Below are 22,028 nucleotides of genomic sequence, written 5' to 3'. Positions count from 1 at the left end.
CGATGCGCGTCGACGCCCATCAGCACTTCTGGCGCTACCTGCCCCGGGACTATGCCTGGATGGGCGAAGGCATGGGCGTGTTGCGGCGCGACTGGCTGCCGGACGATCTGGCGCCGTTGCTGGCCGCCGCCGGCATCGACGCCTGCATCGCCGTGCAGGCGCGCGCCGCCGAAGCGGAGAACACGTTCCTGCTCGATCTCGCGCAGCGACACGATGTCATCGCGGCCGTGATCGGTTGGGTGGATCTGTTCGCCGCGCATGCGGAGGATCGCCTGGCGCATTGGCGCGCGCACCCGCGTTTCGCCGGCGTCCGCCATCTGTTGCAGGACGACCCGGACGTCGCCGCCACCCTGGCCGACCCGCGTTTCGCGCGTGGTGTCGAGGCGGTGCAGCGGCAGGGCCTGGTCTACGAGATCCTGGTCCGCGGCCCCGCGCAGCTGGCCGAAGTGCCGGCGTTCTGCGCGCGCCACGACCGCCATTGGCTGGTGCTCGATCATCTGGGCAAACCCGCCATCGGCGGCGACGGCGAGGCGGACTGGCGTCGGCAGCTGCACGCGCTGGCCGCGCAGCCGCACGTGCTGTGCAAGGTATCGGGGCTGGTCACCGAAGTGGTCGCCGCGGCGTTCGACCGCGAAGCGATCCTCCGCCACCTCGACGCGGCGCTGGAAGCCTTCGGCGCGGATCGATTGATGTTCGGCTCGGACTGGCCGGTGTGCCTGCTGCGCGCCGACTACGCCGCGGTCGCGGCGCTGGTGCAAGACTGGGCGGGCCGGTTGTCGGAAACCGAACAGGCGCAGCTGTGGGGTGGCACCGCCCTGCGCTGCTATGACGTACACGGCTGAGGGGCTCGCGATGGATCTGGAACTGCGGGACAAAGTGGTGATCATAACCGGAGGCGGCGCCGGCATCGGCGGCGCCATCACGCTGGCGTTGGCGCGCGAAGGCGCGATTCCGGTGATCTTCGGGCGTAGCCCGCTGGAGACCGGCTTCGAACAGGCGTTGCGCCAACGGCAGCCACGCGCGCGTTTCCATCAACTCGAACTGTCGGACGCGGACGCCTGCGCCCAGGCCGTGGCGGCGACGCTGGCGGAGTTCGGCCATCTGCATGGACTCGTCAACAACGCCGGCGTGAACGATGGCGTGGGCCTGGACGCCGGCCGCGACGCGTTCGTGCAATCGCTGGAGCGCAACCTCATCCACTACTACGTGATGGCGCACCTGTGCGTCGACGCTCTGAAGGCCAGCCGCGGCGCCATCGTCAATGTCTCCTCCAAGACCGCGGTCACCGGCCAGGGGGGCACCAGCGGCTACTGCGCCGCCAAGGGCGCGCAGCTGTCGCTGACCCGCGAGTGGGCCGCGTCGCTGGCCGCGGACGGTGTGCGGGTGAACGCGGTGGTGCCGGCGGAAGTGATGACGCCGCTCTACCAGAGCTGGTTGTCGGGCTTCGACGACCCGGACGCGAAACTCGCCGACATCACCCGCCGCATCCCGCTGGAACGGCGCATGACCCGCGCCGATGAAATCGCCGACACCGCCGTGTTCCTGCTGTCCGCGCGCGCTTCGCACGTGACCGGGCAATGGCTGTTCGTGGACGGCGGCTACACCCATCTGGACCGCGCACTTACCTGAGGACATCCCCATGCGCCATTGCCTGGCCCTGGACCTGCACGACGATCCGGAACTGATCGCGGCCTACGAGCAATACCACCGCCAGGTCTGGCCGGAAGTGCTGGCGCACCTGCGCGCGCAGGGCGTGCGTGAGCTGGAGATCTTCCGCCTGGGCACGCGCATGGTGATGGTGATGGACACCGACGACGCGGTGTTCGACGCCGCGCGCATGGCCGAGGCCGAGCGCACGGACGCGCGCCTGCGCGCGTGGGAAGACCTGATGTGGTCGTTCCAGAAGACCACGCCGTGGACGCCGGAAGGCGCCAAGTGGACCCCGATGCAACCGCTTTTCCGCCTGACCGACGCCTGACCCAACTTTCCGCAGGAGCTTCCGCCATGCCCGCATTGCCCGGTACCGCCTCCCCGACCCTGCAGGACAGCGGCGCGCAGCGCTACCGGCTGGCTTTCATCCTGGTGACCTGCCTGTTCTTCCTGTGGGGTTTCTCCTACGGTCTGCTGGACGTGCTCAACAAGCACTTCCAGGAAGCCCTGGACATCACCCGCGCGCGCTCGGCGTTGTTGCAGATGGCCTACTTCGGCGCCTATTTCGTGATGGCGCTGCCGGCCGCCGCGCTGATGGAACGGCATGGCTACAAGACCGGCATCCTGCTGGGACTGGGGCTGTTCGCCTGCGGCGCGCTGCTGTTCATTCCCGCCACCCGCGCCGGCGTGTTCGAGTACTTCCTGTTCGCGCTGTTCGTGATCGCCTGTGGCCTGGCCTGCCTGGAAACCGCCGCCAATCCCTACGTCACGGTGCTGGGTCCGGCGAATGATTCGGAGCGGCGGCTCAACCTGTCGCAGTCGTTCAATGGACTGGGCACGTTCATCGCGCCGTTTATCGCCGGCAAGCTGTTCTTCGGCGCCGCCGACTCGGGGATTTCCGGCAGTCATGGCGTGCAGCTGATCTACGTCACCACCGCGCTGGTGGTCATCGCCATCGCCGTGCTGATCTGGCGGACGCGGATGCCGGAGGTTTCCGCTGACGCCTCCTCCATCGCGGCGACCGCTCCCCGCGCACCGCTGTTCTCGCAGCGTCATTTCGTGTTCGCGGTGATCGCGCAGTTCTTCTACGTGGCCGCGCAGGTTGGCGCGGGCGCGTTCTTCATCAACTACGCGGTGGATCACATCCCCCGATTGTCTTCCGAACGCGCCGCCTACCTGTTGTCGGTGGCGCTGGGCTGCTTCGTGGCCGGCCGCTTCCTCACCATCGCGCTGATGCGCAGGGTCTCGCCGGCCCGCCTGCTCAGCGTGTACGCGGTGATCAACATCCTGTTGTGCGGGGTGGTCATCGCCGGCATGGGCAAGATCTCGGTCGCCGCGCTGATCGCCGTGTTCTTCTTCATGTCGATGATGTTCCCGACCATCTTCGCGCTCGGCATCAAGGGGCTGGGCGCGCAGACCAAGCGCGGCGCCAGCTTCATCATCATGGCGATTGTCGGTGGCGCCATCGTGCCGTGGTTCATGGGCCGGCTGGCGGACATGGCCGGCATCGAGACCGCGTTCTGGATTCCGGCCTTCTGCTTCCTGGTGGTCGCGCTGTATGGTCTGTACGCGCGCCGGCATCCGCAGTCCTGACCGCACCCCGACCCGACTCCGTTTCCGCCATGACTCCGATCACCTGCAACGAGGATCTCCGCCAGCTGGCGATGCGCCGCGCGCCGCGCGCCATCTTCGACTACGTGGATCGCGGCTCCTACGACGAGCACACCCTCAACGGCAACCGCCGGGCGCTGGACGCGCTGATGCTGCGCCAGCGGGTGATGATCGATGTCGACCGGCGCTCGCTCGCCACCACCATGGCCGGCGAAGCGGTGTCGATGCCGGTGGGCCTGGCGCCCACCGGGTTGACCGGCATCCTGCATGCCGATGGCGAGATCCTCGCCGCGCGCGCGGCCCAGGCCACCGGCGTGCCCTTCACTCTCAGCACGGTTTCGATCTGTTCCATCGAGGCGGTGCGCGCGGCGGTGGAAAAGCCGTTCTGGTTCCAGCTGTACGTGATGCGCGACCGCGATTTCGCCGCCGCGCTGATCCAGCGCGCGAAGGCCGCGCAATGCTCCGCGCTGGTGCTTACCGCCGATCTGCAGATCCAGGGACAGCGCCATCGCGACATCAAGAATGGCCTGACCGTGCCGCCGAAGCTGACCCTGGGCAACGCGCTGGACGTGCTGCAGCGCCCGCGCTGGGCGCTGGGCATGCTGCGCACGCCGCATCGCAACTTCGGCAACCTGGCCGGCTTCATTCCCGGCGGCGGCAAGGGCATGACCACGCTCTCGCAGTGGATCGGCAGCCAGTTCGATCCCACCCTCAGCTGGAAAGACGTGGCCTGGGTGCGTTCGTTGTGGCCGGGCAAGCTGATCGTGAAGGGCATCCTGGACGCGGACGATGCGCGCGCGGCGGTGGATGCCGGCGCCGATGTCATCGTGGTGTCCAATCATGGCGGCCGCCAGCTGGACTCCGCCCCGCCGGCGATCCTCGCGTTGCCACAGGTGGTCAAGGCGGTCGGTGATCGCTGCGAGATCTGGTTCGACAGTGGCGTGCGCAGCGGCCAGGACGTGCTGAAGGCATTGGCGCTGGGCGCGCGCGGCACGCTGATCGGCAAGGCCTTCCTGTACGGCCTGGGCGCGATGGGCGAACGCGGCGTCACCACCGCGCTGGACCTGATCCGCCGGGAACTGGACGTCAGCATGGCGCTCACCGGCACCCGCGACGTGCGCGAAGTGGGTCCGCAGGTGTTGTGGCGGCCCTGAGGCGGGCTGCCCGGGTTTCAGCGCTCGCCGCCGGAGAAGATCCGGATCACCGAATCCAGGTGTCGTTCCATCGCCGCGCGCGCGGCGTCCGGATCCCGATCACGAATCGCATCGACGATGGCCTCGTGCTCCAGTTCCGAGCGACGCGGCATGTCTTCCACCGTATACAAGGCCTGCACGCGCTGGAACATCGCGCCGTATTGATGGCCCAGCAGGTGCCGGATCAGCAGCGAATAAGCGGGATTGCCGCTGGCATCGGCGATGCGGATATGCAGCAGCCGGTCACCCGGATGGGTGGTCGAGGCATGCTGGTTGTCTGCGATATTGCGCTGCAGGGCTTCCTCGATGCCGGCGATCTGATCATCGGTGGCGTTCTCGGCCGCCAGCGCGGCGGTTTCCGGTTCCACCAGCCGGCGCGCGCTGAGCAGCGAGAACGGCGGGATCTCGGCGTCGAAATCGGCCACCACGCCCAGTTCCGGATCCAACGTCCATGGATTGAGCTGGCGGGCGCGATCCAGCGCGTGCTCGACCGGCGGCGCTTCGTCGGCGTCCGGCCCCACCACGCTGACCCCGTCACCCACCCGGACCCGCACCAGGCCGAGCACTTCCAGCGCGATCAGGGCTTCGCGCAGCGAGGTGCGGCTGACGCCGAACTGCTGCGACAGCTCGCGTTCCGGCGGCAGGTAGCTGCCCGGCGGGAATTCGCCACGGTTGATCATGCCGCGCAACTGGTCGGCGATCTGCTGGTAAAGGCGACGGTTCTGGATGCTCTTGACTGGCATGTCCGGGGCTCCGCATCCGGCGGGCTTGCTGGGAACATCCCGCGATTATAGGCCAATCCCGCAGTGGTCCCGGCCGCGACGCCGCTGCGCGTGCCGGCGATCGGGCGCCGAACAGGTGGACGGGCAGGCGGAAGCATGGAAACCGGAAAGGCCGGAAAATGGGGTGGGGCGCATCGGCACCCCGCCCACCGACTCATTGGGCGGTGTAACCGCCGTCGACCAGCAGCGAGGCGCCGTTGACGAAGGAAGCATCGTCGCTGGCGAGGAACAGCACCGTGCGCGCGACTTCCTCGGCGCGGCCCAGGCGGCCCATCGGATGCAGCTTCTCCAGCGCCTGCTTGGCCTCGGCCGGGAGGTCCTTGAGCAGCGGCGTGTCGATGTAGCCCGGGCAGACCGCGTTGACGCGGATGCCGCGCGCACCGTAGTCGATGGCCAGGGTCTGGGTCAGCAGCTTCACGCCGCCCTTGGCCGCGGCATAGGCGGTGACGCCCTGCTTGCCGACGTGGCTGTGGATGGAACCGCAATTGACGATCACGCCACCGCCCTGCTTGAGCATCTGCGCGATGACGTACTTGTCGCACAGATAGACGCCGGTGAGGTTGATGCCGATGGTGCGATCCCAGGCCGCCTCGGATAGCTGGTCGATCGGACCGTCGGCGGCGATGCCGGCGTTGGCGAACAGCACATCGATGCGGCCGAACGCGGCGACGGTTTGATCCACCATCCGCTGCACGGCGGTGGTGTCGGTCACGTCGGTCTTCACGAACAGGGATCTCACGCCCTGCTTCGACAATGCGTCGGCGATCGCCTGCCCGTGTTCCGAGAAATCCGCGATCACCACGTGCGCGCCATGTTCGGCGAAAAGTTTCGCGCTGGCTTCGCCGATACCGCTGGCACCGCCGGTGACGATGACGACCTTGTTCTTGAAATCCATGTTGATGCTCCTGGCCGTGGGGGCCGATGTGAACTTCCGGCAGCTTAACGCCCGCCGCCTTTACCCACGCCGATTTCCCTTCATATGAAAGACGAATGACACTCGTCATCACCATCCTGTGCCTTCATTCCGGCGCAAGCTGGAATCCATTTCCGCCGGGCGTCCCCGCGTTCGAGGCCAGCCACCTCCACGGCAACGGAACGGTGTATGGCGACAACTATCGTGAAGTCATCTGCACGGCTCGTCGGCATCACCGACGTTCAGGACGGTCATGCATGGACACGCCGCCGCGGGACCACTCAATCGTCCTTGCGGTGATCCGTATCCCGCATCTCGTACCACATGCCATTGAGGATGGCGAAACTGGCCGCGAGTCCGGCGCCGAGTATCCAGCTGAAGTACCACATGCGTGTGTCTCCGGTGTCAGTAGGCGTTCGGATTCTGATCGTGATCGAGGCTGTCGTCACCGACCTTGCCGCGCATCACCCGATACACCCAGGCCGTGTACGCCAGGATGATTGGCAGGAAGAACGCGGTCACCAGCAGCATGATGAACAGCGTCAGGTGGCTGGAGGACGCGTCCCACACCATCAGGCTGGCGCCGGGATTGAGCGAGGATGGCAGCAGGAACGGAAAGGTGGTCAGGCCGAAGGTGAGCAGGATGCCGGCGATCGACAGCGCCGAGGACAGGAACGCCAGTCCGGCCCTGCCCACGCGCAGGCAGAGCGCGCTCGACAGCGCGCCGAGCACACCCAGCGCCGGGAACAGCCAGATGACCGGCCAGCGCGCGAAGTTGCCCATCCATGCGCCCTTTTCGGCGATCACCACTTTGGCCAACGGGTTGGACGGACCGGCCGGATCCATCGCGATCTGCAGCACGTAGCCGTTGATGTCCTTGGCCACCCAGACGCCACCGATGACGAACAGCACCGCGGTGGCGAGCGCGGCCACGCTGCCGTAGCGGCGCGCACGCGCGGCGATATCGCCGTCGGTCTTCATCGCCAACCGGCCCGCGCCGTGGGCGACCAGCATGGACACGCTGACCAGTCCGCACAGCAATGCGAACGGGGTGAGCAGGTCGAACAGCCCACCCGCATAGTGCGGGCGCAGGATGTCGTCGAAGGTGAACGGCGCGCCGAGCAGCACGTTGCCCATCGCCACGCCGAACACCAGCGCCGGCACCAGCCCGCTGACGAACAGCGCCCAGTCCCAGAGCGTGCGCCAGCGCGGATCCGGTACCTTGCTGCGGAACTTGAAGCCGACCGGGCGCAGGATCAGCGCGACCAGGATCAGGAACATGGCCATGTAGAAGCCGGAGAAACTGACCGCGTACAGCGGCGGCCAGGCGGCGAAGATGGCCGCGCCGCCGACGATCAGCCAGACCTGGTTGCCTTCCCAGACCGGGCCGATCACGTTCAGCGTGATCCGGCGTTCCGCGTCGGTGCGGGCCACCGCCGGCAGCAGGGCCGCCACGCCCAGGTCGAAACCATCCATCACCGCGAAGCCGATCAGCAGCAGGCCCAGCAGCGCCCACCAGATCAGGCGCAGGGTCGGATAGTCGAGTGGAATGGTGTCCATGGACGCGCTCCTCTCAGTGTGCCGTGGCCGGTGCGGCGACGGGCGTCGCCGGACCACGGGATTCCGGCACGATCTGCTCGGGTCCCTTCAGGATCAGCTTGCGCATCAGCCAGATCTCGACCACGGCCAGCGCGGTGTAGAGGGTGACGAAGCCGGTGAGGGTGATCAGGATCTGGTGCAGCTTCAGTCCCGAGGCGGCGAAGAAGGTCGGCAGCACGCCGTCGATCACCCACGGCTGGCGGCCGTATTCGGCGATCAGCCAGCCGGCTTCGATCGCGATCCACGGCAGCGGCAGGCTGTAGAAGGCCAGGCGCAGGAACCAGCGCCGCTTGTCCAGCTGGTGCTTGCTGGCGAGCCAGAAGGCGAAGGCGAAGAAGGCGATGAAGTAGAAACCCAGCCCGACCATCAAGCGGAAACTCCAGAACAGCGGCGCCACGTGCGGCACGGTGTCGAAGGCCGCCTTGACGATCTCCTCCTCGGTCGCGTTGGCGATGTCCTCGCGGTACTTCTTCAGCAGCAGGGCGTGGCCGATGTCGCGCCAGTGGGTTTCGAACATGTACCGCGCGTGGGAATCACCGCGGTTGGCGCGCAGTTTCTGCAGGTTCTCGTAGGCGACGAGGCCGTTGCGGATGCGTCCCTCGGCGCGCTCGACCAGCTCCAGGATGCCGGGCATCTCCTTGTTGAGCGAGCGGGTGCCGATGATGCCCATCACGTACGGGATATGCACCGCGTAGTGGTTGGTGCGGGTTTCCTGGTCGGGAATGGCGAAGGCGTTGAAGCCCGCCGGCGCCGGTTCGGTCTCCCACATCGCCTCGATCGCGGCCAGTTTCATCTTCTGGTTTTCGCCGACGGCGTAGCCGCTTTCATCGCCCAGCACCACCACCGACAGCGCCGCGGCCAGGCCGAAGCTGGCCGCCACCGCCATCGAGCGCTTGGCGAAGTCGGCGTTGCGGCCGCGCAGCAGGTAGAACGCGCTGATCGACATCACGAACATCGCCCCGGTCACGTAGCCGGCGCTGACCGTGTGGACGAACTTGGCCTGGGCCACCGGGTTGAAGATCACCGCCATGAAGTCGGTGATTTCCATGCGCATGGTCTCGGGGTTGAACACCGCGCCCACCGGGTTCTGCATCCAGCCGTTGGCGACCAGGATCCACAGCGCCGAGAAGTTGGTCGCCACCGCCACCAGCCAGGTGACCGCCAGGTGCTGGACCCGGCTGAGCCGGTTCCAGCCGAAGAAGAACAGGCCGATGAAGGTCGCTTCCAGGAAGAAGGCCATCAGGCCCTCGATCGCCAGCGGGGCGCCGAAGATGTCGCCGACGTAGTGGCTGTAATAAGACCAATTGGTGCCGAACTGGAACTCCATCACAATACCAGTGGCGACACCCATGGCAAAGTTCACCCCGAACAGGGTGCCCCAGAACAGGGTCATCCGCCGCCACACGTCCCGTCCGGTCATGACGTAGACGCTCTCCATGATGGCCACCATGAAGGACAGGCCCAGGGTCAGCGGCACGAACAGGAAGTGGTACATCGCCGTCAGGGCGAATTGCAGGCGGGACAGTTCGACAACGGTCATGTCCGGCATGAGGGGAGGCTCGGCAGCGGTGTCGTGGGGGATTCTAGACCCGTGTCGGCGCAGGCGGGGGTGACAATCTGTCGCACCCTGGACCCCCTCCGGGGTTGCCAACATGCCGCCCGTGGTTCGCCGACCACCCCCTTGTCCGTAATTCCCCCCTCCCGGGTTGATTCAGATCAATGTGGGCGGGGGCCGGTGGGGCTGAAGATCATGGTGTTGAGCCTAGGAGCAGGTGGCATGCAGAGCGTGCAGGGTACTTATAACGACAAGGTGGTACGCCAGTTCGCGGTGATGACCGTGGTCTGGGGCATCGTGGGGATGGCCGTGGGCGTGTTCATCGCCGCCCAGCTGTACTGGCCGGCGCTGAATTTCGACCTGCCATGGCTCAGCTATGGCCGGTTGCGCCCCCTGCATACCAATGCGGTGATCTTCGCGTTCGGCGGCAGCGCCCTGTTCGCGACCAGCCTGCACGTGGTCCAGCGCACCTGCCACGTCCGGCTGATCTCGGACAAGCTGGCCGCCTTCGTGTTCTGGGGCTGGCAGGCGGTGATCCTGGCGGCCGCGATCACCCTGCCGCTGGGCATGACCCAGGGCAAGGAGTACGCCGAGCTGGAATGGCCGGTCGACATCCTGATCACGGTGGTCTGGGTGGCCTACGCGGTGCTGTTCTTCGGCACCATCGCCAAGCGCGCGGTCAAGCACATCTACGTGGCCAACTGGTTCTACGGCGCCTACATCATCGCCGTGGCCCTGCTGCACATCGTCAACAACATCGCCATCCCGGTCGGCTTCACCAAGTCCTACCCGGTCTACAGCGGCGCGGTCGACGCGATGGTGCAGTGGTGGTACGGCCACAACGCGGTGGGTTTCTTCCTGACCGCCGGCTTCCTCGGCATGATGTATTACTTCGTGCCCAAGCAGGCCGGTCGCCCGGTCTACTCCTACCGCCTGTCGATCGTCCACTTCTGGGCGCTGATCGCGGTCTACATGTGGGCCGGCCCGCACCACCTGCACTACACCGCGCTGCCGGACTGGGCGCAGTCGCTGGGCATGGTGTTCTCGCTGATCCTGCTGGCGCCGTCGTGGGGCGGCGCGCTGAACGGCATCCTGACCCTGTCGGGCGTGTGGCACAAGCTGCGCACCGACCCGATCCTGAAGTTCCTGATCGTCGCCGTGTCGTTCTACATGATCGCGACCTTCGAGGGACCGATGATGTCGATCAAGACGGTCAACTCGCTGAGCCACTACACCGACTGGACCGTTGGCCACGTGCACGCCGGCGCGCTGGGCTGGGTGGCGATGATCTCGGTGGGTTCGATCTACGCGCTGCTGCCGCGCCTGCTGGGCCGGGACAGCATGTTCTCGACCAAGGCCATCGACCTGCATTTCTGGCTGCACACCCTGGGCGTGGTGTTCTACATCGCCTCGATGTGGATCGCCGGCGTCATGCAGGGCCTGATGTGGCGCGCCACCAACGCCGACGGCACGCTGACCTACAGCTTCGTCGAGGCGCTCAACGCCACCTATCCGTACTACCTGATCCGCCTGGGCGGCGGCCTGCTGGTGCTGAGCGGCATGGGTGTGATGGCCTGGAACACCTGGAAGACGTTTGCATCCGCGCGTTCGACCGCACCGCAACCGATCCTGCCGGTTGACGTTTCCGAAGTGCGCGCCTGAGGACGAGACCGACATGAGCAACAGCAACTCTCACGAGAAAATCGAGAAGAACATCGGCCTGATGGCCATCCTGATCGCGGTGGTCGTGTCGTTCGGCGGCCTGGCCGAGATCGTGCCGCTGATGTTCCAGGCCGAGGCCATCAAGCCGCTGGAGGGGGTCAAGCCCTACCCGGCCCTGCAACTGGCCGGCCGCGACGTGTACGTCCGCGAAGGCTGCTACAACTGCCACTCGCAGATGGTCCGCACCCTGCGCTTCGAGAGCGAACGCTACGGCCACTACTCGCTGGCCGGCGAATCGGTCTACGACCGCCCGTTCCAGTGGGGCAGCAAGCGCACCGGGCCGGACCTGGCCCGGGTCGGCGGCCGCTACTCCGACGACTGGCACCGCGTGCACCTGATCAACCCGCGCGACGTGGTGCCCGAGTCGAACATGCCCGGCTTCCCCTGGCTGGAAAAGAACAAGGTCGACGGCGAAGCCACCGCGCGGCGGATGGGCGCGCTGAAGGCGCTGGGCGATCCCTACACCGATGCCGAGATCAAGGCCGCGCCCGAGGAACTGAAGGGCAAGACCGAGCTGGACGCCGTGGTGGCGTACCTGCAGGCGCTCGGCAAGCACGCGCCGCGGGGAGGCTGAGATGGTGTCCGGAATCGTGACCGCAATCCTGCTGGTGCTGTTCATCGGCGGCTGGATCTGGGTATGGAGCCCGCGCCGCAAGGCCGAATTCGATGATGCCGCGGCACTGCCGCTGAACGAGGAAGACGAGGAGTACAAGGCATGAACAGCGGCTGGTCGTGGTACGTCATCGCCCTGGTGGTGCTGAACATCGCCGGCTGCGCGTGGTTGCTGTGGTGGACGGCGCGCCGTCGCCCGGGCGACCCGGCGCCGGAGGAAACCAGCCATGTCTGGGACGGCGATCTGACCGAGTACAACAAGCCGTTGCCGCGCTGGTGGATCAACATGTTCTACCTGACCATCGCGTTCGGCATCGGCTACATCGCCTGGTACGGCGGTCTCGGGGGTTACGCCGGCGCCGCCGACTGGTCGTCGGCCGGCGAACACGCCGCCAAGAAGAAGGTGGAGGACGCCAAGCTGGAGCAGACCTTCAAGCCCTACGCGGACCAGGCCATCGACAAGCTGGCGCAGGATCCGAAGGCGCTGTCGCTGGGTCGTTCCATCTTCAACAATACCTGCGCCACCTGCCACGGCTCGTCCGCGCAGGGCGCGATCGGCTATCCCAACCTGACCGACGACATCTGGCACTGGGGCGGTTCGCCGGAGAAGGTGCTGGAAACGGTGCTGGACGGCCGCGACGGCGTGATGCCCGAATGGGGCACCGCGTTGACCGGCATGGGCGGCCCGAACGCGGTCGACTACACCATCGCCTACGTGCGCACGCTGGGCCATCCGGATCAGCTGATCAACAACTTCCCCGCCTCCCAGGGCAAGAAGCTGTACGAAGGCGTGTGCGTGGCGTGCCATGGGGTCGAAGGCAAGGGCAACCCGGATCTCGGCGCGCCCGACCTGACCGACGGCTACTGGTTGTACGGCGACAGCAGCGAAAGCCTGCGCCAGACCATCAGCAAGGGCCGTCATGGCATCATGCCGGCGCACCGTGAGCTCCTCGGCGAGACCCGCGCGCGCCTGGTCGCCGCGTATGTCTGGTCGCTGTCGCACAAGGGCAAGAAGGAAACCGCCGCCGCCTCGCCATAGAAGGAAACGTCGTCGCCATGACCGATTTCAGCGAACCCCGACTGGACCACCCGCCCCGCCCGCTGGCACAGCGGATCGGGGCCATCCTCTGGCCCAGTTTCTTCGCGGCGGGCGTGGCGACGATGGTGTTCTTCGCGTTCGTGGATCCGCTGCAACTGCGCGACGCGACCTTTCCCGACTGGCCCCTGACCCGCGAGCTCGGCTATACGCTGGGCTTCTTCATGTTCTGGCTGGCGACGGCGTCGTCCAGCCTGTTCACGTGGATACTCCTGCGGCCTTCCAGCCGCTTCAACCGCGCGCTGCCGCCGGAATGAAAGCCTGGGGCGGGCCTGCGACAAACCGTCGCTCCCGCTCCCGTCGCGCGCGCCGGAGACTGGATCCGTCCGGTTCTCCCTCAACGCCACGCCGGTAACCCCCGGCGAAGCCATGCCATGAACGTTCCGATCCCGCTTTACCGCAAATCCCAGCCCCCATCGCGCAACGGAGTGTCGCCATGAGCCGGCAGATCCCCATCGACGTGGTGGACGACCAGGGCAACTCGCTCTACGTCAGCGAGCGCAAGATCTATCCGCGCGACGTGTCCGGGCGTCTCAACCGCATGCGCGTGGCCGCGGTGTTCTGGCTGCTGGGCATGTTCTACGTGTTCCCGTGGCTGCGCTGGGACGGCCGCCAGGCGGTGCTGTTCGATCTGCCGGCGCGCAAGTTCTACGTGTTCGGCCTGTCGTTCTGGCCGCAGGACTTCCTGTTCCTGGCGCTGCTGTTGATCATCGCGGCGATGGCGCTGTTCTTCTTCACCACCCTGGCCGGGCGCCTGTTCTGCGGTTACGCCTGCCCGCAGACGGTGTGGACGGAAGTGTTCCTGTGGATGGAGCGCTGGACCGAGGGAGACCGCGGCCAGCGCATGAAGCTGGACGCCGGCCCCTGGAACGGCCAGAAGATCCTGCGCAAGGGCGGCAAGCACGCGATCTGGCTGCTGTTCGCGCTGTGGACCGGCTTCACCTTCGTCGGCTTCTTCACCCCGATCCGCGACCTCGCCATGCGCGCGCCGCTGGAATGGGGTGGCTGGGAAACCTTCTGGGTGCTGTTCTACGCGCTCGCCACCTGGGGCAACGCCGGCTTCCTGCGCGAGCAGGTGTGCAAATACATGTGCCCCTACGCGCGCTTCCAGAGCGCGATGTTCGACCGCAACACCCTGATCATCGCCTACGACCCCATGCGCGGCGAACCACGCGGTCCGCGCAAGCGTGGCCTGGCCAGCGTGCTGGAACGCGCGCGCGGCCTGCTCGACAAGGCCACCGCCTACGACTACGTGTTCCGCGCCTACCAGCATCCCACCGCGGCCGACAACCGCCTGCATGCGCGCGGCACCATCACCTTCGCCGGCGCCGGTGCGCACGCCGAACCGCTGCCGAAGTTCGCCCCCGATCAGCTCGGCGACTGCATCGACTGCACCATCTGCGTGCAGGTCTGCCCGACCGGCATCGACATACGCAACGGCCTGCAGTACGAGTGCATCGCCTGCGGCGCCTGCATCGACGCCTGCGACGACGTGATGGGCAAGATGGGTTATCCCAACGGCCTGATCCGCTATTCGACCCAGAACGCGATCGACGGCAAGGGCACCCGCGTGCTGCGTCCGCGCGTGTTCGTCTACGGCACCATCCTGCTGGCGCTGCTCGCGGCCTGGGCCTGGGGCGTGACCCACCGCAGCGACGTCATCGCCGAGGTGCTGCGCGATCGCAACGCGCTGTACCGCGACGTCGGCGGCGGTCGCATCGAGAACAGCTACACGCTCAAGCTGGTCAACAAGGATCAGCAGGCGCACACCTACCGCGTCGTGCTGGAGTCGGACACGGCGGGCATCACCCTGGCCGGCGGCGGCAAGCGGATCCAGGCCGATGCCGAGGAGGTGCTGTCGCTGCCGCTGGTCGCGACCGCGCCGTCCAGCGTCGCCGGCCGGCACGCCATCCGCATCCGCGTCGAACGCGAGGACGGCGTGTCCACCAAGGTCGTCGAGAGCAGTTACTTCGGACCCATTCCATGACCCCGCAACCCAAAGTCCCCCTCTGGCGCATTCCGGTGATGTGGCTGGTGATCGGCCTGCCGATCGCCTCGATCGTCGCCGGCCTCGGCCTCGTCTACATCTCCGTGCGCGCCGGCGGCGCCGACGCGGTCACCGACAAGGTGGATCGCATGGCGCAGATCCAGACCACCGATCTGGGCCCGGACCAGCGCGCGCAGGCGATGAAGCTTGCGGCGGTGCTGCGGGTGGACGCGGGCGTCGTGGAAGTCATTCCGGTCAGCGGCGAATTCGATCGCCGCGCGCCGCTGGAACTGCATCTGCAACATCCCACCAGGGCCGAGGACGATCGCCGCCTGCGCCTGCCGCCGGCCGGCAACGGCTGGCGCCTGGACGAAGCGGTGGACGCGTCGCACGCGTGGAAGGTGCAACTCGGCCCGGTCAATGGCCAGTGGCGCCTGCGTGCCCGCCTGCCCAAGGCGCAGCGCGCCGTGCACCTGTCGCCCTCGCTGCAGGACGACGCCGCTCCGTGACCGCGACGGCGCCTTCGCCGCATTGCTACCACTGCGGCGAGGCTCTGCCGGCCGCACCGGTCCTGCGCCCGCTGGACGATCAGATCGCGGGCTTCTGCTGCGAGGGCTGCGCGGCGGCGGCCGAATGGATCCGCCATTCGGATCTGGGCAGCTACTACCGCCTGCGCAGCGCGGCCGCCGGACGCGTGGACGCCGACCCGGTCGATCTCGGCATCTGGGATCGCGAGGAGCTGCAGGCCGAACACAGCCATCCGGTCGACGGCGGGCGCGAGATCATCCTGCTCACCGACGGCATGCGCTGCGCGGCCTGCGCGTGGCTGATCGATCGCGCGCTCGCCCGCGAGGAGGGCGTGCTCGACAGCACCGCCAATGCGGTGACCGGACGTATCCGCATCGCCTGGGATCCGCGCCGCGCCGCGCTGTCGCGGATCCTGCAGCGGCTTTCGATGCTCGGCTACCGGCCCTACCTCGCCGGCGGCGAGGCCAGCGAACGCGCGCGCCTGGACGAACGCAAGCGCTGGCTGCTGCGGCTGGGCGTGGCCGGCCTCGGTGCGCTGCAGGCGATGATGCTCGCGGAGGCGCTGTACCTGGACGTGGACCGGACCATGCCGGTACCCACGCGCGACTTTTTCCGCTGGCTGACCTTCCTGGTGTCCACGCCGGTGGTCTTCTACTCCGGCTGGCCGTTCCTGGCCGGTGCGTGGCGCGAGCTGCGCGCACGCCACCTTGGCATGGACACGCTGATCGCCGGTTCCACCCTGCTCGCCTATTTCGCCAGCCTGGTCGAAACGGCGCGCGGCGGCGTCCATGTCTGGTACGACGCGGCGGTGATGTTCGTGTTCCTGCTGCTGGCCGCGCGCATGCTGGAGCAGCGCGCGCGCAACATCGCCACCGCCCAGGTCGACGCGCTGGCGCGCGCGCGGCCGGCCTTCGCCACCCGTGAACGCGCCGACGGCAGCCGTGAATCGATCGCGGTCGGCAGCCTCGCCGCGGACGATGTGGTGCGGGTGGCCGCCGGCGACAACGTGCCGGCCGACGGCGTGCTGCTGGACGCCGACGCGGTGTTCGAGGAAGCGCTGCTGACCGGCGAATCGCATCCCGTCCACAAGCGCGCCGGCGCCGCCGTCTACGCCGGCACCGTGTGCCGCGAGCATCCGGCGCGGTTGCGGGTCACCGACGTCGGCAGCGCGACCCGGTTGTCGCAGCTGGCGCGGCTGGTGGATCAGGCGCAGGCGCATCGCCCGCCGATCGCGCGCGCCGCCGATCGCATCGGCGGCCGCTTCGTCGCCGGCCTGCTGCTGGCGGCGCTCGCCGTATACGTGTTCTGGCACTTCCACGATCCCGCGCGCGCCTTCGAGGTCACCTTGGCGCTGCTGGTGATCAGCTGCCCGTGCGCGCTGTCGCTGTCGGTGCCGACCGCGCTGGCCGCCGCGCACGGCACCCTGGCGAAACTGGGCGTTCTGGCGACCCGCGCCGACGCGCTCGACACGCTCTCGCGCGCCAGCGACATCGTGTTCGACAAGACCGGCACGCTGAGCGATCCGCGCACGCTGACGATCGAGGCGCAGGGCCTGGACGGTTTCGAGCGGGCACGGGCGGTGGCGCTCGCCGCCGCGCTGGAGCGCGACAGCGGCCATCCGCTGGCACCGGCCTTCCTCGCCGCCGCGGACGAAACCGGCGCGGAATCGCTGCATGCCGAGCAGGTCGAAACCGTCACCGGCCACGGCGTGCAAGGGCGCATCGATGGCGACACCTGGCGGCTGGGGCGGGCGGATTTCGCGTTCGGCGGCGATGACGACGGCGCGATCTGGCTGGGCGACGGCCAGCGCGGCGTGGCCCGCTTCGCGCTGCGCGAATCCGCGCGCCCGGATGCGCGCGACACGCTGACCGCGCTGCGCGCGCAGGGATTCGCCGTCCATCTGGCCAGCGGCGACGGCGTCGCGCCGGTGCGGCGCTTCGCCGCGGAAATGGACATCGCCGAGCCCCGCGCGCGGCAGGCGCCGGAGGACAAGCTCGCCTTCGTGCACGAACTCCAGGCGCAAGGCCGCATCGTCACGATGGTCGGCGACGGCATCAACGATGCGCCGGTGCTGGCCGGCGCGGACGTGTCGGTGGCGATGGGTCAGGGCGCGCCATTGGCGCAGCGCGCGGCGGATCTGGTGATGACCGGCACTTCGCTGTCGCGCCTGCCGGCCACCGTGGATCTGGCCCGCCGCACCCGCCGGATCATTCGCGAGAATCTGGCCTGGGCGCTGGCCTACAACGTGCTGGCGCTGCCATTGGCCGCCACTGGCAAGGTCACGCCGTGGCTGGCCGCGCTGGGAATGGCGCTATCCTCGCTGCTGGTCACCGCCAACGCCCTGCGCCTGACCCGCGTGCCCACGGACAAGTCCGCCCCATGACCATCCTGTTGATGCTCATCCCGATCAGCCTGGTGTTGCTGGGCCTGGCGGTCGCCGCCTTCATCTGGGCGGTGCGGCGCGGCCAGTTCGACGATCTGGATACTCCCGCGCTGGACATCCTCGACGACGAGGATGCGCGGAAGCCCGCGCACGCGCCGAAGACGCCCGCACCCGAAAACGATGCCGCGATACCGGCGGACACCGCGCGCGACACGGATCGGAACGATGCCGGTTGATGGCCTCACCCTGCTGGCGGCGCTGCTGAGCGGACTGTTGGGCGGTGTGCATTGCGCGGCGATGTGCGGCGGCATCGCCACCGGTTTTTCGGCGATGAGTCCGCAGCGCGGCTGGGGTGCCGCGTTGCAGGTCAATCTCGGCCGGGTCGGCGGTTATGTGCTGGCCGGCGCGATCGTCGGCGGCTTCGGCGGCGGCCTGCTCAAAGTATTCCGCTTCGACAACCTCGCGCTGGGCCTGCGCATGGCGGTGGGCGTGGTGCTGGTGCTGGTCGCTCTGCGCCTGCTGGATCGGCGCGCGCGCCTGCAATTCCTGTCGCGTCCCGCCGCGCGTCTGTGGCAGTGGTTGCGACCCTTGCAGTCGCGCCTGCTGCCGGCCGATCGCGCGTGGCGCCGAATCGCGCTGGGCATGCTGTGGGGCTGGTTGCCGTGCGGACTCAGCATGAGCCTGTTGACGGCCGCGTGGTTGCAGGCCAATGCACGCGACAGCGCGCTGACCATGCTTGCCTTCGGTCTGGGCACGCTGCCGATGATGGTGCCGCTGACCTGGTCGGGTGCACGCATGGGTCGCTGGCTGCAGCGTCCGGGCGCCCGCCTGGGCGCCGCGATGATCGTGTTGTTCGCCGGCCTGCTGACCCTGGCCGGTCCCTGGCTGGCGCACGCGCCCGCGCTGCACGGCCTGCTCAGCGCGCTGGGTTGCCGCACCTTGCCCGCATGAGTTCCGCCACGGATGCCAGCGCGCCGACCGCCGCGCAGCACCTGAAGGCATTGGCCGCGCTCGGCGCGCGGCCATTGCGCTGGTCGGGGGTGTGCACGGTGCTGGCGGGCGCGCTGCTGGTTCCGCAGGCGCTGCTGATCGCCCGCGCGATGCAGCAGGTCTTCGTCGCCCACGCGCCGGTACGCGCGGTGGCGTGGCTGTTGGTCGGGCTGGCCGTGGTCGGCGTGCTGCGCGCGCTGCTCGGATGGGTGTCGCGGCAGCTGGCCGACGACGCGGTGGAAACGATTCGGATGCAGGTGCGCGCACAGCTGGCGCGACGGCTGGTGGCGCGTGGCCCGCGCTGGCTGCGCCACCGGCGCAGCGGTGAACTGGCCGAGACGCTCGGCGGCCATGTGGACGCGCTGGAAGGCTATATCGGCGGATTCCTGCCGGTACGCCTGGAAGTGATCGCGGTCCCGCTGTTGATCCTGATCGCCGCGTTCTGGGCGGATCGCGTGGTTGGCCTGATCCTGCTCTTCACCCTGCCGCTGGCACCCATCTTCATGATGCTGGTCGGCTGGGGCGCGGAGGCCGCCAGCCGTCGGCAACTGCAGGCGCTGGCGCGGATGGGCGGACACTTCGCCGATCGCCTGCGTGGCCTTGGCCTGATCCGGTTGTACGGGCGCGGCGACAGCGAACTGGCCGGTATCGAACAGGCCGCCGAGGGGCTGCGCCGCAGCAGCCTGAAAGTCCTGCGCATCGCCTTCCTGTCCTCGACCGTGCTGGAGTTCTTCGCTTCGCTGAGCGTGGCGATGATCGCGCTCTATCTGGGCCTGACCTACCTGGGCATGCTCGATCTGCGCGGACCGCCCCTGGATCTGGCGACCGGCGTGTTCTGCCTGCTGCTGGCGCCGGAGTTCTACGCGCCGCTGCGGCGGCTGGCCACGCACTACCACGACCGCGCGGCGGCACTGGCGGCGGCCGGCGAGATGGCACATCTGCTGGAAGACATCGAGCCGGAGACCGCACCGTCATCACCGGTGATCGCGAACGCGGCCAGCGATCCGCGCGCGCCAATGGTGCGGGTGGAACGGCTGGCGCTGCGTCCCGCCGCCAGCGCGCCGCGGGTGCTGCGGGATCTGTCCTTCGAACTGGAGGCCGGCGCCCACCTGGCCCTCGTCGGCGCCAGCGGTGGCGGCAAGAGCAGCCTGCTGGAAGCACTGGCCGGCTGGCTGCCGCCCACCGCCGGCGCGATCCATTACGACACGCCGCCCCGGATCGGTTACGCGCCGCAACGACCATTCCTGTTCCAGGGCACGCTGGCCGACAACCTGCGCCTCGCCGCGCCGGACACCAGCGACGCGGAACTGGAAGCGGCGGCGGAGGCCGCCCAGGTGATGCGTTTCGCCCGGCGTCTGCCGAAAGGACTGCACACCGCCATCGGTGAACGCGGCTTCGGCTTGTCCGGCGGTGAAGCGCGCCGGGTCGCGCTGGCGCGGCTGTTCCTGCGCAAGCCCGGCCTGCTGCTGCTGGACGAACCCACCGCCTTCCTCGATCCCGAGACCGAACAGGCCGTGCTGCAGGCGCTGGCGGATTTCGCCCGGGGTCGCACGCTGATCATGGCGACCCACAGTCCGGCGGCGATGCGGATGATCGGCCGCGTGCTGGATCTGCGCGACGCACACGCGCACGCCACGGAGACGCCGGCATGAGTACGCGGCCCGACGATCTGCGCGGCGTGTTCCGTCGGCATGCGCGCGGCATCGCGCTGACCTTCGCCCTGCTGCTGATCACCCTGCTGGCCGGCACGGGACTGCTCGGCCTGGCCGGGCATTTCCTGACCGCCGCGGCGCTGGCCGGCAGCGCGGCGATCGGATTCAACTTCTTCGGGCCGTCGGCCGGCATTCGCGCCTTCACCTTCGCGCGCATCCTCTCCCGCTACGCGGAAAAGCTGGTCGGCCATGACGTCACCCTCGCGCTGGCGCGGGATCTGCGAGTGTGGTTCTTCCGCCGCGCACTGCCGCTGGCGCCGCTGGGCCTGGGCCGCTATCGCGTCGGCGATCTGCTGGCGCGTCTGGTGGCCGACATCGAAGCGGTCGACGGCCTGCTGGTGCGCGCGCTCGGTCCGCTGATGTCACTGGCGACGGTGCTGGCAATCGGCACCGCGATCGCGTACTGGTGGCTGCCGGCGGCCGGCCTGTTGCTGGCAGTCGCTTTCGCATTGATCGCGGTGGCCACGCCCTGGGCGATCCAGGCCGGCGCGCGCGGCTTGGAACGCGAACGTGCCGAAGCGCGCGCGCGCCTGCGCTATGCGGTGCTCGAAGGGCTGGAAGGCGCCAGCGATCTGGCCGCGCTCGACGCGGTGGACGGTTGGCTGGCCCGGGTGGATGCGGATGCGCTGGCACTGGCCGGACAGGAGCGCCAGCGCAAGCGGCGGCTCGCACTCGGCGTGTTGCTCCACGGTCTGCTGGCGGCGCTGCTGCTGCCGGCGCTGGGCTGGCTGCTGTTCGACGCGGTCAATGCGCAGCGCTTGTCCGCACCTGTCGCGGGTGGCCTGTTCTTCATGACCCTCGCCCTGCTGGAAGCCGCTGCCGGCATCGGTCTGGCGTGGCAGGCCTGGCAGGCGGCGCGCGCGTCCGCGCGGCGACTGGACGAAGTGGCGATGCAGGCGCCGGAGATTGGCGAGACCGCCATTCCCGTCGCCGTGCCCGCACAGGGCGCACTGGTATTGGAAGACGTGGCCTTTGCCTGGCCCGGCGAGGCGCGCCGGCTGCTGGACGGCGTGAATCTCTTGCTTGCGCCGGGGCGTCGCATCGCCATCCGCGGCGACAGCGGCGCCGGCAAGTCTTCGCTGCTGGCCTTGCTGCTGCGCCTGCGCGATCCCGACGCGGGCCGACTGCTGTACGCGGACCACGACCTGCGCCGGTTCCGCGGCGCCGATTGGCACGCGCGCGTGGCGTGGCTGCCGCAGGACGCGCCGATCTTCGCCGGCAGCGTGCGCGACAACCTGCGCATCGGCGATCCCGACGCCGACGATGCGCGCCTGTGGCGGGCGCTGGCCCAGGTCCGGCTGGACGCGCTGGTGCGAAGCTGGCGCGATGGGCTCGACGGCTGGGTCGGCGAAAGCGGCGCGACGCTCTCGGCCGGCCAGGCGCGGCGCCTGGCGCTGGCGCGCGCGCTGCTGCGCGATGCGCCGCTGTTGCTCCTCGACGAACCCACCGAAGGGCTGGATCAGGACACCGCCGATGCGCTGATGCGCGATATCGCCGAGGCGGCCGCCGAGCGCAGCGTTCTCGTCATCACTCACGCACCGCTGCCCGCCGGCAGCGTCCACGAAACCCATCGCCTGATCGACGGCCGGCTCTGGCCGGATCCCGTGGAGCGAAGCTAGCTCCCCTCGTCGGGTGCTGTCCAAGCCCGTAGAGCGGAGCTCGCTCCGCTACGTGATGCATCATGCACACGCCAAC

22 protein-coding genes are annotated in these 22,028 nt (G+C 68.6%); 17 read left to right on the top strand and 5 right to left on the bottom strand.

Going from position 1 to position 22,028, the window contains the following annotated elements:
* Window positions 1-2: 2 nt before the first annotated feature.
* Genes AC3DEZ_RS14750 through AC3DEZ_RS14730 form a run of 5 tightly spaced genes read left to right on the top strand, consistent with a single transcriptional unit; the run spans window position 3 to window position 4,415 of the window.
* Window positions 3-842, top strand: coding sequence for an L-fucono-1,5-lactonase (locus AC3DEZ_RS14750; RefSeq protein ID WP_488388999.1), 840 nt, complete (start codon window positions 3-5; stop codon window positions 840-842).
* 10 nt (window positions 843-852) lie between these two features.
* Window positions 853-1,629 (top strand): SDR family oxidoreductase, encoded by a 777-nt coding sequence (locus tag AC3DEZ_RS14745; protein ID WP_488388891.1) that lies wholly within the window; start codon window positions 853-855, stop codon window positions 1,627-1,629.
* A gap of 10 nt (window positions 1,630-1,639) precedes the next feature.
* Window positions 1,640-1,978 (top strand): L-rhamnose mutarotase, encoded by a 339-nt coding sequence (locus tag AC3DEZ_RS14740; RefSeq protein WP_488388890.1) that lies wholly within the window; start codon window positions 1,640-1,642, stop codon window positions 1,976-1,978.
* Window positions 1,979-2,004: 26 nt separating this feature from the next.
* Window positions 2,005-3,243 (top strand): sugar MFS transporter, encoded by a 1,239-nt coding sequence (locus tag AC3DEZ_RS14735; RefSeq protein ID WP_488388889.1) that lies wholly within the window; start codon window positions 2,005-2,007, stop codon window positions 3,241-3,243.
* A 29-nt stretch (window positions 3,244-3,272) separates the two neighbouring features.
* A complete protein-coding gene (locus AC3DEZ_RS14730) occupies window positions 3,273-4,415 on the top strand; it encodes an alpha-hydroxy acid oxidase (RefSeq protein WP_488388888.1) in 1,143 nt (380 codons plus the stop codon).
* A gap of 17 nt (window positions 4,416-4,432) precedes the next feature.
* Here the strand turns inward: AC3DEZ_RS14730 and AC3DEZ_RS14725 are convergent, their stop codons facing one another.
* The 5 genes from AC3DEZ_RS14725 to AC3DEZ_RS14705 form a co-directional block, all read right to left on the bottom strand.
* A complete protein-coding gene (locus AC3DEZ_RS14725; protein ID WP_141454245.1) occupies window positions 4,433-5,197 on the bottom strand; it encodes a FadR/GntR family transcriptional regulator in 765 nt (254 codons plus the stop codon).
* 193 nt (window positions 5,198-5,390) lie between these two features.
* The gene (locus tag AC3DEZ_RS14720) at window positions 5,391-6,131 is read right to left on the bottom strand and encodes an SDR family NAD(P)-dependent oxidoreductase (RefSeq protein WP_488388887.1); all 741 of its coding nucleotides are present in this window, start codon (window positions 6,129-6,131) and stop codon (window positions 5,391-5,393) included.
* Between the two features lie 299 nt (window positions 6,132-6,430).
* The gene (gene cydX, locus AC3DEZ_RS14715) at window positions 6,431-6,538 is read right to left on the bottom strand and encodes a cytochrome bd-I oxidase subunit CydX (RefSeq protein ID WP_447104500.1); all 108 of its coding nucleotides are present in this window, start codon (window positions 6,536-6,538) and stop codon (window positions 6,431-6,433) included.
* A gap of 16 nt (window positions 6,539-6,554) precedes the next feature.
* Window positions 6,555-7,709: a cytochrome d ubiquinol oxidase subunit II gene (cydB, locus tag AC3DEZ_RS14710; RefSeq protein ID WP_488388886.1), complete on the bottom strand. Its 1,155-nt coding sequence runs from the start codon at window positions 7,707-7,709 to the stop codon at window positions 6,555-6,557.
* A gap of 13 nt (window positions 7,710-7,722) precedes the next feature.
* On the bottom strand, window positions 7,723-9,297 hold the full coding sequence (locus tag AC3DEZ_RS14705) for a cytochrome ubiquinol oxidase subunit I (RefSeq protein ID WP_488388885.1): 1,575 nt from the start codon (window positions 9,295-9,297) through the stop codon (window positions 7,723-7,725).
* A gap of 228 nt (window positions 9,298-9,525) precedes the next feature.
* On the opposite strand from AC3DEZ_RS14705, the gene ccoN reads away from it, so the two are divergent.
* The 12 genes from ccoN to cydC all read left to right on the top strand — a co-directional run bounded on the left by ccoN (window position 9,526) and on the right by cydC (window position 21,952).
* Window positions 9,526-10,965: a cytochrome-c oxidase, cbb3-type subunit I gene (gene ccoN, locus AC3DEZ_RS14700; RefSeq protein WP_141454250.1), complete on the top strand. Its 1,440-nt coding sequence runs from the start codon at window positions 9,526-9,528 to the stop codon at window positions 10,963-10,965.
* 13 nt (window positions 10,966-10,978) lie between these two features.
* Window positions 10,979-11,599 carry a cytochrome-c oxidase, cbb3-type subunit II gene (ccoO, locus tag AC3DEZ_RS14695; RefSeq protein ID WP_141454251.1) on the top strand — a complete coding sequence of 207 codons (621 nt, stop codon included), beginning with the start codon at window positions 10,979-10,981 and terminating at the stop codon, window positions 11,597-11,599.
* A gap of 16 nt (window positions 11,600-11,615) precedes the next feature.
* Window positions 11,616-11,744: a cbb3-type cytochrome oxidase subunit 3 gene (locus AC3DEZ_RS14690; protein WP_318288375.1), complete on the top strand. Its 129-nt coding sequence runs from the start codon at window positions 11,616-11,618 to the stop codon at window positions 11,742-11,744.
* Window positions 11,741-12,676 carry a cytochrome-c oxidase, cbb3-type subunit III gene (gene ccoP / locus AC3DEZ_RS14685; RefSeq protein WP_488388884.1) on the top strand — a complete coding sequence of 312 codons (936 nt, stop codon included), beginning with the start codon at window positions 11,741-11,743 and terminating at the stop codon, window positions 12,674-12,676. The genes AC3DEZ_RS14690 and ccoP overlap by 4 nt, the downstream gene beginning before the upstream one ends.
* 17 nt (window positions 12,677-12,693) lie before the next feature.
* Window positions 12,694-12,990 (top strand): hypothetical protein, encoded by a 297-nt coding sequence (locus AC3DEZ_RS14680; protein WP_141454254.1) that lies wholly within the window; start codon window positions 12,694-12,696, stop codon window positions 12,988-12,990.
* A 179-nt stretch (window positions 12,991-13,169) separates the two neighbouring features.
* Entirely contained in the window at window positions 13,170-14,720 is a 1,551-nt protein-coding gene (locus AC3DEZ_RS14675; RefSeq protein ID WP_488388883.1) for a 4Fe-4S dicluster domain-containing protein, read from the top strand.
* Window positions 14,717-15,229 carry a FixH family protein gene (locus AC3DEZ_RS14670; RefSeq protein WP_488388882.1) on the top strand — a complete coding sequence of 171 codons (513 nt, stop codon included), beginning with the start codon at window positions 14,717-14,719 and terminating at the stop codon, window positions 15,227-15,229. Before AC3DEZ_RS14675 ends, AC3DEZ_RS14670 begins: the two co-directional genes overlap by 4 nt.
* Window positions 15,226-17,631 (top strand): heavy metal translocating P-type ATPase, encoded by a 2,406-nt coding sequence (locus tag AC3DEZ_RS14665; RefSeq protein WP_488388881.1) that lies wholly within the window; start codon window positions 15,226-15,228, stop codon window positions 17,629-17,631. The genes AC3DEZ_RS14670 and AC3DEZ_RS14665 overlap by 4 nt, the downstream gene beginning before the upstream one ends.
* On the top strand, window positions 17,628-17,867 hold the full coding sequence (gene ccoS, locus AC3DEZ_RS14660) for a cbb3-type cytochrome oxidase assembly protein CcoS (protein ID WP_488388880.1): 240 nt from the start codon (window positions 17,628-17,630) through the stop codon (window positions 17,865-17,867). Before AC3DEZ_RS14665 ends, ccoS begins: the two co-directional genes overlap by 4 nt.
* Window positions 17,857-18,582 (top strand): sulfite exporter TauE/SafE family protein, encoded by a 726-nt coding sequence (locus AC3DEZ_RS14655; protein WP_488388879.1) that lies wholly within the window; start codon window positions 17,857-17,859, stop codon window positions 18,580-18,582. The genes ccoS and AC3DEZ_RS14655 overlap by 11 nt, the downstream gene beginning before the upstream one ends.
* Window positions 18,579-20,273, top strand: coding sequence for a thiol reductant ABC exporter subunit CydD (gene cydD, locus AC3DEZ_RS14650; protein ID WP_488388878.1), 1,695 nt, complete (start codon window positions 18,579-18,581; stop codon window positions 20,271-20,273). The genes AC3DEZ_RS14655 and cydD overlap by 4 nt, the downstream gene beginning before the upstream one ends.
* Window positions 20,270-21,952, top strand: a complete 1,683-nt coding sequence (gene cydC, locus AC3DEZ_RS14645; protein ID WP_488388877.1) for a thiol reductant ABC exporter subunit CydC — start codon at window positions 20,270-20,272, stop codon at window positions 21,950-21,952. Before cydD ends, cydC begins: the two co-directional genes overlap by 4 nt.
* Window positions 21,953-22,028 lie beyond the last annotated feature (76 nt).

It is taken from the genome of Pseudoxanthomonas sp. 134C1 (genome assembly GCF_057773065.1).
This window is presented reverse-complemented; position numbering and strand designations above follow the sequence as displayed.